Origin of the sequence: Streptosporangium sp. LJ11, from assembly GCF_051918945.1 — a bacterium.
Lineage (GTDB): Bacteria > Actinomycetota > Actinomycetes > Streptosporangiales > Streptosporangiaceae > Streptosporangium.
On the sequence record NZ_JBPXMB010000020.1, the window covers coordinates 39,474 to 52,243 of the forward strand.

The following is a 12,770-nucleotide window of genomic DNA, read 5'->3' on the forward strand; positions in this document are numbered from 1 at the left end:
TCCACATTTTGTGGGAGCGCTCCCATGGGTTCAGAATACCGTCGACCGATTTACCTCGCAAGGCCTATGTTTCAGGTGTATGACATTTCGTCGACCCCGGATCATCAGCTTCAACTGCCGACGTGGCCTTTTCCGGTGAAACGCGGTCCGTTCATCCACCTGAGGAAATGGCATATCCGGAATCGGCACGCCCAGGAATTGACAAATCGGCTTCAGCCTGTCCTCGCCCCTGCTGGTAGTCATCGGCGTCGAAGGCTTCCGATACCGCCGGGTCGCGGTCGGCGGCCGGCACCTCCGGCTGGGAGGGCGCTTGGGAGGTGAAGGCGCGCACGCCGGTGTAACGGTCGATCTTGTCCCGCCCTGGTCGTCACCGCCAGAGACGAGTCGGGCACACTGCTCGGCCTGGCGCGGACAGTGTCCGACGACGAGATCGTCTGCTATGTGCAGGAGTTACTGGTCAACGCCCACCATCGCGGCGAGTGCGGTTCAGACCTTCCTCCGCCATGTGAGTGGCTGATCGCAGCGAGCATTGACAGTGGGAGCTTGGCCGCCGAGCGGCGAGGGAGTGCCGGACGGCGTCGACGAGGACGCCTGCTCGCACGGACCGTGAGATGGGCGCTCAGCGCCCGGCATCGGCGATCGAGCGCGCATCCGGGTGTGGGTGCGCTGAGTCGTCGTCAGCGGACCATGAACGGTGATCTTCCATAGGGCGTGCACGGGAACGCCGGCGTCAGCCGTCCAGGGAAGACCGGTGTGGGGAAAGAGCATGACGGCTGGGCTCCGTCGTGTCCTGGGGTGCCAACAGAACGACGTTCACCGGCCAACCGGCAGCCACCCTCGACCGTCCCCATGCATCCGTCCACCACGTCAGGAGCAGCCCGCATGAGGATCATCAGTTTCGCCGTTACCGTCGTGGCCATCGCCGTTCTCGCCGGGTGCGGTGCGGGCGCAGACACCGCGGCGCCTGCCGTGACCGTCACCGCACCGGCACCCGCGCAGAAGAGCCCTGAGCCGATCGAGCAGGACGACAAGGAGCCCCCTTCCACCAAGAAGGAAGAGGTGGCGGAGAAGAGGACACTGCCGGACGTCGTCGGGATGAACCTGCAGGAAGGACAGGACACCATGCAGGCCGCCGGGTTCTATGTCCTGAACGACAAGGACGCGACCGGGCAGAACCGCCTCCAGGTGTATGACCGCAACTGGGTGGTGACCAAGCAGTCGCCGGCCGCCGGGCGGAAGGTGACGGTCGACACGTTGATCACCTTGTACGCGAAGAAGATCGGCGAGTAAGACGAGCAAAGCGCCGGCAGAACACCATTCGCCGGCCGACCTGACCCGCAGGCCGGCCGTCTCCCCACCGCCCCCGGCTCTCAGCCGCTGGAGGACCCGCCGGCGTGCTTGCTCCCCCTCCACGTCCGGTCCCCATCCTGGCCGGTCCTGGATGGGGACCGGACTCCCGCGGAGCCCCGAGGCCGTGTCTCGTTCGTTGATCCGATCACGACGACGTTCGCGGGGGCGCGTTGGGCGGCTGATCCGGGAAAGGGCAGTTTCGCCTGGTCAAACCGTAGTAGGACATGGAGGCGGCGAGCAGGCCAAGGCCCCACGACGTGTAGCCGAACATTTCCATCGACACCTTCCACACCGGGGCTTGGGCCAGGTTGCCCTTGTCAAGGATCCATGCCGTCATCCCGGCCACGCCGAAGTAGCCGGCCAAGCCGGCGCCGACGAACAGGGCGGGCCCCAGCACGAGCCATCGCGGCACATCGCGTCCTGCCAGCGGGACCACCCAGCGCGGCCAGATCCTGCCGAACCGGTGGGCCAATGCCAGTGGCAGCAGGGTTCCGGCCAGGAACAGCAGGAAGAAGAAGATCCCGAAGGACGCGCCGAGCTCGAACGGCAGCGGTTTGCGCGCCGTGAGGGAATCGAGGACCAGCGCGGTCACACGGGCCGCGCAACCGGCGAGCGCGACGTAGGCGGCGAGGTAGGCCCACCGTGGTGTGGGATCGGTGCGCCGCTCCGGCGAACGGCCGTGGACCCGGGCGCAGTGGGAGCAGGCCCGCCTTACCCTGCGCTGCTCGGCGACGGCACACGCCAGCGTCAGCGCGCCCGCCGTCGCTCCGGCCGCGCGGGTCAACAGGCTCCCCCAGTCGCCGGCCTGGCCGAACAGCATGGTGGCGAGGCTGATGGCGAGCATGTACGAGTAGACGATCAGGCCGGCCCCGATCACCCACGCCAGCGCCACCAGCGTCCACCGCACAGGTGCCGCCCGGTGGCGTCCGATCCCGGTGGCGATCACCGAGCACACCGCCGTGGCCATGAAGGCGAGCGTCACCGCCACCCACCGGCCAGGTGAGAAGACCTCCTCAGGAGGAGCCGTCGGCGACCCGGGGTCTATCAGCCACCACAGGTGGGCCATGCCGTAGACCGAGCTCCATGCCGCGGCAATGTATGGCAACCTGCGCGGTTCATCCAACGCTTCGGTTTTCATCCGGCCCCCTCGGCCCCGCAAGACGATGACTCGGCAAAGCCTCCTCCGCCGGACCTGTGACCTCGCTGAGGGACGCTGAGAATCCACTCAACCGTGGACCGCCCGCTGGTGTTGCCGTGGCACCTGCCGTGGCACCCCGTGGCAGCGAGGTCAAAAGCGTTCGGGCTTCTCCCCGTACGCAGCCGTACGCGAGATTCCGCGGCCGGCGCCGGTGGGGGCTGCTGTGCCGCCCGTTTGCCTGCTTCGCTGCTGCCATGATGAAGCTTCAGCGCTCCACCCGCTCCTCCGGGCGTGCTTTGGTCACGCGCTGATCGTGCCGGCGCTCCTGCTGGGTGTCGCGATCGCCGCGGGCGCGTGGTGGGTGCTGGCGATGGTGTGGGATGCGGTGTGGGGGGCGCCGAGGCTGCCCATCACCCGTTTCTGGTGCGGCAGTAGGAAACCTCCGCCCCGGTGAGGTGCCGGCAGGGACGCTCGCGCTTTCGCGGTGCAGGTGTTCGGTAGCGTGTCGGTGACCGCGTCACATCCGACCAGTGGTGGAGCCGGGATGGGAATCGGCCAGACGGGTCCTCGGACCGGGCAGCGTATGACCAGATGGCTCCTTGAAACTGGTCTTCTGGAACTGTTCAACGTCGGGCTGTTCTCCTGGCTGTATCTCCATCCGGTTCGGTGGTTGTGGGACGGGGACAACCGGCCGTACGCGTTGGTCGGGCTGCTCACGTTGAACGTCGTCCTGGTCGAGGGCGGCTGCTATTGGCTCGGCAAGTTCTGGCTGCTGAGCAGGCGCCGTACCTCGCGCGGTGACCCCAGGGCCCGGCTCTGTGGCCTCCAGGCCCTGTATGCCTTCAACGTCGCGCTTCTGCTGGTGTTTCCCGTCGTCGTGGTCGTCGGCATCGCCACGCGCGGGATCGGGACGAGCCCAACCGGTCTGTTGCTGGGTGCCGGGCTTTACGGGTTCGCGGTCGGCGAGTTCGTTCATTATTTCCTGTGGAAGATCAACATGCGATCGGGGGAGCGGGCGCGGGCGCGCCGCGGTTCCCGGCGGATCCCCGCCCGGTTTTTGCGGGAGCTTCGGCGGGCGCGAGCGGCCGTCTCCGCGTTGCGGCACGCGGAAGTCGGAAACGAACGCGCGTCCTGAAAAGGCGAACGTTTCCTGCGCGGCACCGGGGTCTGCACGGAATTGAGATCAGGGGAACTCGCCGGCGCGTTGGTCCGTGGTCCTGGTAGGCCATCGTCGACAGTCCCGCGGTTTCGCGCCGTCCTGGGCGGCATGAAGGTCCATCCGCCCCCGGCGGCCCGCGCACCCCACCCGGGTACGGTGGCCGCCGACAAGGCCTGCTCCTCCCGTGTCGGCCTCATCGGCCATGTTCCGGCTCGGCCCCGATTCCGGCAGGTCCACCGGACACGCGCCCTGATCAACCACTGCCACCGACGAGGCGACCCGTTACCACATGGTCTACAGATGCAGTACTGGAAGCTTACAGGTTCCCATGATCTCAGCCGGGCAGCGATTATCTTCGTGAGCCTTCGTCCCCTCGGAAGAGCCTGACATGAGCGGGCGAAATGATGAAGGGAACAGTTGTCGCATGCGTCTGACGATCAGGGGCGCGGCAAACGGCGCGACCGTCGGGAAAGGATTTGCCGGCACTGGAAACAAGCGTCCAGCTCCAATATTCGGACTGTACGGCTTTGCAAGGAACACTTGCTTCGACACCTATGGCGGTATAGCAAACCGTTGACAGTCCGGCTTCGCTCAGCGGTCTCCGAGGCGTTCTCACCGGCAAACGGCGGGGTACGAAGCCCGTCCTGTCTCACCGGAGCCTGGAGGCAGGCCGGCCCGCCCTCCACTCTCCGCTCTTCACTCCCCAGTCTCCGCTCTCCACGCCGCCCGCCCGGGCATGTGTGGAGGCAGCGTGACAGCGGGTGGCGGGCCCGCCCCGTCCGCTGCCGCGACACCTCCGTGCGTACAGCACAAGAGCCCCGGGCCGATCGGTGCGCCACACCGGCATCGTCCAGCGGACCTGCTGTCGGCAGCGGCGGCGGGGGCGTCACGCGAGGTTCTGTCCGAGCGTGACGACTTGACGTACGCCGGGGTCGGCCTCGACCCGGTCGCCGGGCTCGGCGACGACGAGCCGGGGCCGTGATCTGGGACAACGAGCATTCCAGTTGGTGATGGGGGCTACGCGGGCGCGCGCAGATCCGGATATTTCGCTACTCAGCCGTACAGGGCGTGTCGTCAAGAAGGACGTACGGTCAAGTTTTTTCGAACTCCAGTCTGATAAATGTCGCCGATGATCCACGGGAAGGCATCCGGTCGAGCCCGGGACACGGAGAACAGGAAGAGGTGCAGTGATGCCCAAGCGTCTCAATGTGGCCAGAGCAGTGGTGGTGCTCGGCGTGGCCGCCATGACCGTCACATCGACCGGGGTGGCGCACGCGGCCACCACCAGCATGAACGTCTACCACGCGGCCGGCAATGTGGCGGGCACGGTCTGGTTCAACTCCGGCACGTCGAACATGGCGAAAGGCCGGAACTCCTTCACGGTGAGAGACGGCCTCTGCGACGACGGCTGGAGGGTATACGCCAAGTACAAGGAGAGCTCATGGAACAACCCCGTCGTGGGCTGGCGCTACACGGACGGGGTGTCGTGCAACGGAGGGACCAGAGAACTCAGCGTGTCCATCGCCGGTGACGTGAGCAGGCAGAAGTTCATCTGGCAAGGCTGCAAGCAGTCCGAGAACGACCTCACGAACGAGTGCGAGGACTACGTCGGCGACTACTTGGACTGACGCGGGCCGAGCTTCCTCGGGGCCCGCCAGTCGTCCCGCAGGCGCGCATGACCGAAGCCCTGCGCGTGGAGTGTGTTGATCGCCCTGTTGCCGAAGTGGCCTCGCCACTCGTACGCAATCGTCACGGAGCGACCGTAGGAAGAGCCCCGCGCCGCCGGCAACGAGTTTTCGGTCACCCCATCCCCACCTGGTGGCGCGGGTCATGGGGGCGCCGCGGGCCGCCGGAGTGGACAGGCCTCGCCATCGAAGTGCGCCGCGTGCCGGAAGCCGGACAAACACGCGAGGCGTTCGAGGCCCTGGGAGGACGTGCTCAGGAAAGATCGAGGGCGAGACCGGAAGTGGCGATGCCGATCTCGCCGTCGTATTCGGCCCCGGCGGCGGCTCGCGCGACTGTGGCGTCCGTACCCGGCCGCAGGTGAGTCAGCAACAGGTGCCGGACGCCGGCCTCCCTGGCCTGCCGGCCTGCCTGGCGGGCGCTCGACAGGTTGCGCCGCGAATCCTCCGGGACCCGGTCCGCATAGGTGGCCTCGGCCAGAAACAGGTCGGCGCCGCGCGCCAACTCCACCACCTCGGGGCTCGGGCCGGTGTCGCCGGTGTACGCGAGCACCCGATCGCCCGCCGTCAGCCGTACGCCGGCATTGGGCACCGAATGCGGCAGCAGGCGGGTCTGCGCGCGGAACGGGCCGATGTCGATCCGATCGCCGGCGGTGAACTCGCGCAGGACATGGGCGTCGGCCAGCATTCCCGGGCGGTCCAGCGCGAGCACCGCGTCCAGGGCACCGGGCAGTGAGTACACCGGCAAGGGAGCCGGCGGATCGTCACGGAACGCGCGCGCCCGCAACAGCGGGTTCAGATCGGCGCAGTGATCGGGATGTCCGTGACTGACGAACACCGCGTCGACCTGATCAGCGGTGACCCGTTCCAGCAGCCGCGGCACCGTCGCGTACCCGGGGTCGACGAGGAGCCTGAACCCGTCGTGCTCCACGAGATAACCACTGCAGGCCTGGCCCGCTCCCGGCCACGCACCACATCCGCCAAGGATCGTCAGCAGCATCCATGAACCCTAACGGCCGGAGCGCGTCACGGTCGGCACGATACGGGCGCGGGCGGCCGCTTCTTCGGGCGGCCCGAAGACGCCATCGGCGATCGTCGTCGCGGCGCCGGGAAAGTCCGGCGGCATAACCGCTTCAGCGGTGCTGGCGTTTGCGGGAGCGGACGACCAGACCGGCGGCGGCGGCGAGAAGCAGGAGGACCAGCAGAATGTCCAAGGGGTTCACCATGCGCGCCTCTCTGCCCCATGGTCGCGGGACTATCCGTCCCGGTCCATAAATATTTGTTCCCGGTGGGGACGGCGTCCGGATCCGGTCGGCGGGGCTCGGGCCGTCGGGCTCGCCGCTCGGCTCCCGCCGGACAGGGCCCGCCTCTTCGATCGGGTGGCGCGAGGATGGTCGGTATGACAGGCAAGTTGCTGCTTGCCTCTTGATAGGCAAGCCGACACTTGCCTATGCTTGGGGTGTGGCGGAGGATGTCTTCAAGGCACTGTCCGACCCCACCCGCCGGCGCATCCTCGATGAGCTGGTGGAACGGGACGGCCAGACCCTGTTCGAGATTTGCTCGCGGCTGGTGGCCAAGCATGGTCTGGGGCTGTCGCGCCAGGCGGTCAGCCAGCATCTGGCCGTCCTGGAATCCGCGGGCCTGGTCCATTCGCGGCGCCAGGGCCGCTACAAGTTCCACGATCTGAACACCGAACCGCTTGAGCACATCGTGACCCGGTGGCTCAGGCCAGAAAAACCAGAGGGCACCCCATGAAGATCCACCTGTCCAGCGTCTTCGTCGATGATCAGGACAAGGCCCTGCGCTTCTACACCGACGTGCTGGGATTCGTGAAGAAGACCGAGATCCCGCTGGGCGAGCACCGGTGGCTGACCGTCGTCTCGCCGGACGACCTCGACGGGACCGAACTGCTGCTGGAGCCCGACGAGCATCCGGCGGTGAAGCCGTACAAGACGGCGCTGGTGGAGGACGGCATCCCGGCCACCGCCTTCGCCGTGGACGACGTGCACGCGGAGTTCGGCCGGCTGCGCGGGCTCGGGGTGCGCTTCACCCAGGAGCCGCTGGAGATGGGGCCGGTCACCACCGCGGTCCTGGACGACACCTGCGGCAACCTGATCCAGATCGTGCACCACAAGTAGGACCTGCCCCTGTGGCCGCCTTGCCGACGCCGGAGCCGTCCGGCGGGCGCCGCGGTCCAGGAGGGCGAGCCTCACCCGCGCCGCCCATGAGATTTGTCATCGGCCGCCGAGGAGGGACGCACCCGAGCCGGTGAGGACCGGCACTACTGCACGTCCAGGCGGCGCCGGAGGCTGGGATCATGACGATTCCCGATCGACCCTCCCCGACCCTCCGGCCCCGAACGGCCGATGCGGCTCCACGACAGGCCGGCTCGCCCCGGCGAGGAGTCGCGACGCTCTGCCGCGCCGCGCTGGCGTCGGCGCTGGGGGTGGCGCTCGTGGCCGGCCCCGCGTTCGCCGGCCCCGGGGCCACCCGCCCCGCACCCGCTGGAACGACGTCGGCCGAGGTCGGCTCCGGCCTCGGCGCCGGCCGGGTGGCGCCCGTCCGGCTCACGCTGCCGGAACCCACCGGCCCGCTGCAGGTCGGGACCGTGTCACTCCACCTGGTCGACCGTTCACGGCCCGACCCGTGGGTGCCCGCCACGCCGTCCCGGGAGCTCATGGTCCAGCTGTGGTACCCGGCCCGGAAGGCGGCGGCGTACCCCCGGGCGCCATGGCTCACGCCCAGGCTGGCGGAGGCCGTCCTGGCGGGTGTTCCGGCGGGAACCGTACGCCTGCCGGTCACGCATGGGCGAGTGGGGGCGCCGGTGCATCGAGGGCGGGGGCCGCTGCCGGTGGTGCTCTTCTCGCACGGCTTCGGCGCCGACCGTGCCTCCAGCACCGCCCTGGTGGAGGATCTCGCCGGCCACGGTTACGTGGTCGCCGCCATCGACCACACCTACGACGCCGGAGCGGTGGAATTCCCGGACGGGCGGGTGAAGACCCACGCGGCGAGCTCACCGCCACCGAACTTCGACGACCCCGATGATCCCGTCGCCACCAAGGCGGTGGCCGCTCGCCTCGCCGACACCCGTTTCGTCATGGACCGGTTGACCGCGCTCAATCGCGGACGTGTCGTCGACGCCGAGCGCCGGCCTGTGCCCAAGGGACTGCGCGGTGTGCTTGATCTGTCCCGTATCGGGATGTTCGGGCATTCGCTGGGTGGTGCCACCGCCGCCGCGACCATGCACGCGGACTCGCGGGTCAGGGCCGGCGTCAACCTGGACGGCGCGATGTTCGGGCCGGTTCTGCGGGAGGGGCTGGACCGGCCGTTCCTGCAGGTGGGCAGCTCGGAGCACGGCCGGGGCAACGATCCGAGCTGGGCGGCGCTGTGGTCCCGCCTGCGAGGCTGGCGGCTGGAGCTACGGCTGGAGGGCGCGGGCCACACCTCGTTCACCGACCTTCAGGTGCTGCTCCGGCAGCACTCGCTGGGACTGCCGCCGGATCAGGTCACCGGGATGATCGGCGAAATCGACGGCCCTCGTTCGGTGCTCGTCCAGCGCGTCCACATCCGCGCGTTCTTCGACCGCCATCTGCTGGGGCGGCCGGGCGCGTTGCTCGCCGGGCCGTCCGCGCGCTGGCCGGAGATGCGGTTCGCGCCGTAGCGGGCCGTAGGAGTGTCTCGCGAGAACGGGTGCGATCATGACGGGGTGGGTGGGATGGGAAGCGGGCTCACGGACCGGTTGCGGCGGTGGCGGCGGCGTGGTCAGGCGGAACGCTGGGACCTGTGGACCCGCGTCTCGCTCTCCGGGGCGTACGTCCTCGAACCGGTGTGGGCCGCCGTCATGATCGGTCCAGCGGTGGGGCCGGTCGCGCGGTGGGTGATGCCGGCCTGTATCGCCCTGCACGCCGTCACCTGCGCGCTGCTCGTCCACGCGGGCCTGGATCACTATCTGGGGCGTCGGTCCCGCCCGGTGCGGCTGATCGCCTTGGCCACCGGGCTCACGGTCGTGGGCGTGGTGGCCGGGGTCGTGGCCTACCCCGACGCGCAGCCCGGTCACCCCGACGGCCCGGCGTCGGGCCTGGTGGTCGTCCTCGCGACCGCGTTCGTCGTCGCCGTGTCATCGGCGGTGCCGTTCCCCGCCACCGCCGGCGTGCTGGCGGCGGCCGTGGCGACGAAGCTCGCGGTGTCCCGGATGGAGGGCGCTCCCCTGCCGGTCGCCGTCCCGGCCGCGATCGGCCTGGGCAGCCTCGTGCTCGCCTGGCTGCTCACCTACCGCGTCTCGATGTGGGGACTGAAGGGCGTCTGGGAACTGGATCACTCCAGGAAGGCGCACGCTCGGCTGGCGGTGGCCGAGGAGCGGCTGCGCTTCGCCCGCGATCTGCACGACGTGATCGGCCGCAACCTGTCGGTGGTGGCCCTCAAGAGTGAACTCGCGGCGCGGTTGGTCGAGCGTGGCCGGTCCGGGGCGGTGGACGAGATGCGCGAGGTGAGCAGGATCGCGCATGAATCGCTGGCCGAGATGCGTGCGGTGGTGCGCGGATACCGCACCGCCGACCTGGACACGGAACTGGCCGGTGCCAGGTCGGTGCTCGCCTCGGCCGGGGTGCGCTGCCAGGTGATCGGCGACGGGCGCGGCCTGTCCGCCGAGGTGCAGAGCACGCTCGGCTGGGTGGTGCGAGAAGGGACGACGAACGTGCTGCGGCACAGCGAGGCGCGGACGTGCACGGTTTCCCTGCACCGGTCGACGACCGGCGGCACCGATCGGCTTACGCTGAGCATGGAGAACGACGGAGTGACGGGTTCGGAGTCTCCCGATGGCCGGCGGCCGATCGGTAACGGTTTTCCCGGCGTGGCGGAACGTCTCGCGGCGCTCGGCGGGAGTGTCGTCACCACGCGGGAGCCGCCCGACCGGTTCCGTCTCACCGCCGAGTTGCCCTTGCCCGTGGCTACCCAGGAGGAGACCCGGTGACCGCTGTGGTGCCGCCGCACATGGACACCGGGCGGTTCCCGGGCCGGTGGAAGGACGTCCGGTGAGCGGCGCGCCGATCCGGATCCTGCTCGCGGAGGACGAGCACCTCATCCGGGGTGCCCTGGTGGCGCTGCTCGCCCTCGAAGAGGATCTGAGCGTGGTGGCCCAGGCGGCCACCGGCGCCGACACGCTCGCCATGGCCCGCGTCTTCCGGCCGGACGTGGCGATGCTCGACCTGCAACTGCCCGATCTGGACGGCGTGACCGTGGCCCGCATGATCCATGAGGAGGTTCCCGGGTGCCACACCATGATCGTTACAAGTCATGGCCGCCCCGGGCACCTGAAGCGGGCGCTTTCCGCCGGCGTACGGGGTTTCCTGCCGAAGACCGTCTCCGCCGCCGTGCTGGTCGACGTCGTGCGCACGATTCACGGCGGGGGCCGCTACGTCGATCCGCAGCTCGCCGCCGAGGCGATCGGCGCGGGCGACAGCCCGCTCACTCCACGCGAGGCCGACGTGCTGGAACTGGCCGCCGAGGGAGCGCCGGTGGACGAGATAGCCCGCAGGGCGGCGCTGTCGCCCGGCACCGTACGGAACTATCTTTCCTCCGCGGCAGGGAAGATCGGCGCCGCGAACCGTCACGAGGCCGCGCGCATCGCCCGCCAGTACGGCTGGATCTGAGCCGCGGCCTCGGACTCTCGGGGCGGCCGTCGGCGTGGTGGGGCTCCCCGCGACCAGGAGCCCGCGGCCGAACCGGGCGCGCGGCCGGGACTCAGGAGCTCGTGCACCGGTAGCCGGACGGCGCCTGGGCGTCGCCGTTCGGACGGCTCGCCTGGAAGCCGAAGGTGGTGCTCTGGCCGGGGCCGAGCGCGCCGTTGTGCCCGGAGCTCCTCGCCGTGACGGTCTGCCCGATGACGGACAGCGCGACGTTCCACGAGCCGGTGACGGCGTGGCCGGCGGGCAGCGTGAAGGTCACCGTCCAGCCGTTGACCGCGGACGTGCCGGTGTTGGTGACCGTGACCGGCTGGACCACGTACCCGTTCCCCCACTGCGTCTGGACGGTCGCCGTCACCGAGCATCCGCCAGGGCCCCCGCCGCCCGGGGTGGTGACCGTCACCGTGTTCGACACCGGCGAGAGGTTGCCCGCCGCGTCGCGGGCCCGGACCTGGTAGCGGTACGTGGTGTTCGCGGTGAGCCCGGTCTCGGCGAACGAGGTGGTGGCCGAGGTCCCCACCTGCGTGAAGGCGCCGCCGGACGCGCCCGGCGCGCGCAGGACGTCGTAGCCGCTCACGCCCACGTCGTCGGTGGAGGCGGTCCAGGCCAGGGTGGTGCCGGTGGAGGTCGTCCCCGACGCGGCGAGGCCGGCCGGCGCGGTCGGCGGGGAGGTGTCGTCCCCGGGGGTGGCCGGCGGGACGCGGACGATGCGGTCGTCCTGCGCCACCGGGGTGCCGCGGCCGTCCCGGTTGCTGGTCGCCACCCAGAGCCAGCCGTCCGGCCCGACCGCGACCGTGCGGAGCCGCCCGTAGGCGGACTGGAACTCGGCCAGCGGCGTGCCGGGCGTCCCGGCGCCGGTCAGCGGCACCGTCCAGAGCCGCTGGCCGCGCAGCGCGGCGACGAAGAGCGTGTTGTTGGCCCAGGCCAGCCCGCTCGGCGACGCCTCGGCGGTGGTCCACGTGACGATCGGGTTGCGGAAGGAGGGGTTGGTGCACGTGCCCTCGCACGTCGGCCAGCCGTAGTTGGCGCCCGCGACGATCTGGTTGATCTCGTCCCGGGTGTTCTGCCCCAGTTCGGCGGCGTACATCCTGCCCTGGGAGTCCCAGGTCAGGCCCTGGACGTTGCGGTGGCCGTAGGTCCAGACGCGGGAGCCCGCGATCGGATTGTCCGCGGGCACGCCGCCGGTGGGCGTCATGCGCAGGATCTTCCCGGCGAGGCTGTTGAGGTTCTGCGCGTTGGCGGTGTTGCCGGCGTCGCCGGTCGCCACGTAGAGCATGCCGTCCGGCCCGAAGGCGATGCGGCCGCCGTCGTGGAAGGTGTTGCCCGGCACCCCGGAGAAGATCACCGTCTGCGTCTGGGGCGCGGCCAGTTGCAGCCTGACCAGGCGGTTGTCCCCGGCGGTGCTGGTGAAGTACGCGTACACCCAGCCGTCCTGGGCGTAGGCGGGCGACACGGCGATGCCGAGCAGGCCGCTCTCACCCGAGGCGCTCACCCCGCTGACGGTGGCGACCGCGGTGGGCGTCTGGCCCGGCCGCACCCGCAGGATGCGTCCGGTGTTGCGTTCGGACACCAGCGCGCTGCCGTCCGGCAGGAACGCCAGGCCCCAGGGCACCTGAAGGCCGGTGACGGAGACCTGCGCCCGGGAGAAGTCGAAGCCGCCCACCACCTGGGCGCGGGCCTCGGGAGCGGTGACGAGCAGCGCGAGCAGTGCCAGAATCAGGGCCGGGACGACGCGGGCGCGCATGGTGGGCTCCTTGGGA

Annotated in this window: 13 protein-coding genes; 8 read left to right on the top strand and 5 right to left on the bottom strand. The window is 70.0% G+C overall.

The features are described 5' to 3' along the window. Positions 1-30: 30 nt before the first annotated feature. Positions 31-243: a sulfotransferase gene (locus tag ACTOQ3_RS27675; protein ID WP_440086326.1), complete on the bottom strand. Its 213-nt coding sequence runs from the start codon at positions 241-243 to the stop codon at positions 31-33. A gap of 606 nt (positions 244-849) precedes the next feature. On the opposite strand from ACTOQ3_RS27675, the gene ACTOQ3_RS27680 reads away from it, so the two are divergent. Further along, positions 850-1,290 carry a PASTA domain-containing protein gene (locus ACTOQ3_RS27680; RefSeq protein ID WP_440086327.1) on the top strand — a complete coding sequence of 147 codons (441 nt, stop codon included), beginning with the start codon at positions 850-852 and terminating at the stop codon, positions 1,288-1,290. Between the two features lie 205 nt (positions 1,291-1,495). Here ACTOQ3_RS27680 and ACTOQ3_RS27685 read toward each other — a convergent pair whose 3' ends face one another. Then, positions 1,496-2,455 carry a hypothetical protein gene (locus ACTOQ3_RS27685; RefSeq protein WP_440086328.1) on the bottom strand — a complete coding sequence of 320 codons (960 nt, stop codon included), beginning with the start codon at positions 2,453-2,455 and terminating at the stop codon, positions 1,496-1,498. A 616-nt stretch (positions 2,456-3,071) separates the two neighbouring features. Between ACTOQ3_RS27685 and ACTOQ3_RS27690 the strand changes: the two genes are divergently transcribed. Together ACTOQ3_RS27690 and ACTOQ3_RS27695 are read left to right on the top strand one after the other, a co-directional pair. Next, positions 3,072-3,623 (top strand): hypothetical protein, encoded by a 552-nt coding sequence (locus ACTOQ3_RS27690; RefSeq protein ID WP_440086329.1) that lies wholly within the window; start codon positions 3,072-3,074, stop codon positions 3,621-3,623. Between the two features lie 1,214 nt (positions 3,624-4,837). After that, positions 4,838-5,275 carry a hypothetical protein gene (locus ACTOQ3_RS27695; RefSeq protein WP_440086330.1) on the top strand — a complete coding sequence of 146 codons (438 nt, stop codon included), beginning with the start codon at positions 4,838-4,840 and terminating at the stop codon, positions 5,273-5,275. Here the strand turns inward: ACTOQ3_RS27695 and ACTOQ3_RS27700 are convergent. Together ACTOQ3_RS27700 and ACTOQ3_RS27705 are read right to left on the bottom strand one after the other, a co-directional pair. Further along, entirely contained in the window at positions 5,263-5,400 is a 138-nt protein-coding gene (locus ACTOQ3_RS27700; protein WP_440086331.1) for a hypothetical protein, read from the bottom strand. The two genes, ACTOQ3_RS27695 and ACTOQ3_RS27700, sit on opposite strands and share 13 nt — an antisense overlap. A 185-nt stretch (positions 5,401-5,585) precedes the next feature. Beyond that, positions 5,586-6,329, bottom strand: a complete 744-nt coding sequence (locus ACTOQ3_RS27705; protein ID WP_440086332.1) for an MBL fold metallo-hydrolase — start codon at positions 6,327-6,329, stop codon at positions 5,586-5,588. 461 nt (positions 6,330-6,790) lie between these two features. On the opposite strand from ACTOQ3_RS27705, the gene ACTOQ3_RS27710 reads away from it, so the two are divergent. The 5 genes from ACTOQ3_RS27710 (at position 6,791) to ACTOQ3_RS27730 (ending at position 10,977) form a co-directional block, all read left to right on the top strand. Beyond that, positions 6,791-7,084 (top strand): ArsR/SmtB family transcription factor, encoded by a 294-nt coding sequence (locus ACTOQ3_RS27710; protein ID WP_440086333.1) that lies wholly within the window; start codon positions 6,791-6,793, stop codon positions 7,082-7,084. Beyond that, positions 7,081-7,467, top strand: a complete 387-nt coding sequence (locus ACTOQ3_RS27715) for a VOC family protein (RefSeq protein ID WP_440086334.1) — start codon at positions 7,081-7,083, stop codon at positions 7,465-7,467. The genes ACTOQ3_RS27710 and ACTOQ3_RS27715 overlap by 4 nt, the downstream gene beginning before the upstream one ends. Before the next feature lie 179 nt (positions 7,468-7,646). Further along, positions 7,647-8,990 (top strand): alpha/beta hydrolase, encoded by a 1,344-nt coding sequence (locus ACTOQ3_RS27720; protein WP_440086335.1) that lies wholly within the window; start codon positions 7,647-7,649, stop codon positions 8,988-8,990. 54 nt (positions 8,991-9,044) lie between these two features. After that, positions 9,045-10,298 carry a sensor histidine kinase gene (locus ACTOQ3_RS27725; RefSeq protein WP_440086336.1) on the top strand — a complete coding sequence of 418 codons (1,254 nt, stop codon included), beginning with the start codon at positions 9,045-9,047 and terminating at the stop codon, positions 10,296-10,298. Between the two features lie 61 nt (positions 10,299-10,359). After that, positions 10,360-10,977 carry a response regulator gene (locus ACTOQ3_RS27730; protein ID WP_440086337.1) on the top strand — a complete coding sequence of 206 codons (618 nt, stop codon included), beginning with the start codon at positions 10,360-10,362 and terminating at the stop codon, positions 10,975-10,977. A gap of 91 nt (positions 10,978-11,068) precedes the next feature. Here the strand turns inward: ACTOQ3_RS27730 and ACTOQ3_RS27735 are convergent, their stop codons facing one another. Then, a complete protein-coding gene (locus tag ACTOQ3_RS27735; RefSeq protein ID WP_440086338.1) occupies positions 11,069-12,754 on the bottom strand; it encodes a PQQ-dependent sugar dehydrogenase in 1,686 nt (561 codons plus the stop codon). Positions 12,755-12,770: the final 16 nt, after the last annotated feature.

Excerpts from the sequence above, each read along its gene's own strand:
- ACTOQ3_RS27725 (WP_440086336.1), top strand. The coding sequence starts at position 9,045 with ATGGGAAGCGGGCTCACGGACCGGTTGCGGCGGTGGCGGCGGCGTGGT.
- ACTOQ3_RS27690 (WP_440086329.1), top strand. The coding sequence starts at position 3,072 with ATGACCAGATGGCTCCTTGAAACTGGTCTTCTGGAACTGTTCAACGTC.
- ACTOQ3_RS27705 (WP_440086332.1), bottom strand. The coding sequence starts at position 6,329 with ATGCTGCTGACGATCCTTGGCGGATGTGGTGCGTGGCCGGGAGCGGGC.
- ACTOQ3_RS27675 (WP_440086326.1), bottom strand. The coding sequence starts at position 243 with ATGACTACCAGCAGGGGCGAGGACAGGCTGAAGCCGATTTGTCAATTC.
- ACTOQ3_RS27735 (WP_440086338.1), bottom strand. The coding sequence starts at position 12,754 with ATGCGCGCCCGCGTCGTCCCGGCCCTGATTCTGGCACTGCTCGCGCTG.
- ACTOQ3_RS27680 (WP_440086327.1), top strand. The coding sequence starts at position 850 with ATGCATCCGTCCACCACGTCAGGAGCAGCCCGCATGAGGATCATCAGT.
- ACTOQ3_RS27715 (WP_440086334.1), top strand. The coding sequence starts at position 7,081 with ATGAAGATCCACCTGTCCAGCGTCTTCGTCGATGATCAGGACAAGGCC.
- ACTOQ3_RS27720 (WP_440086335.1), top strand. The coding sequence starts at position 7,647 with ATGACGATTCCCGATCGACCCTCCCCGACCCTCCGGCCCCGAACGGCC.
- ACTOQ3_RS27695 (WP_440086330.1), top strand. The coding sequence starts at position 4,838 with ATGCCCAAGCGTCTCAATGTGGCCAGAGCAGTGGTGGTGCTCGGCGTG.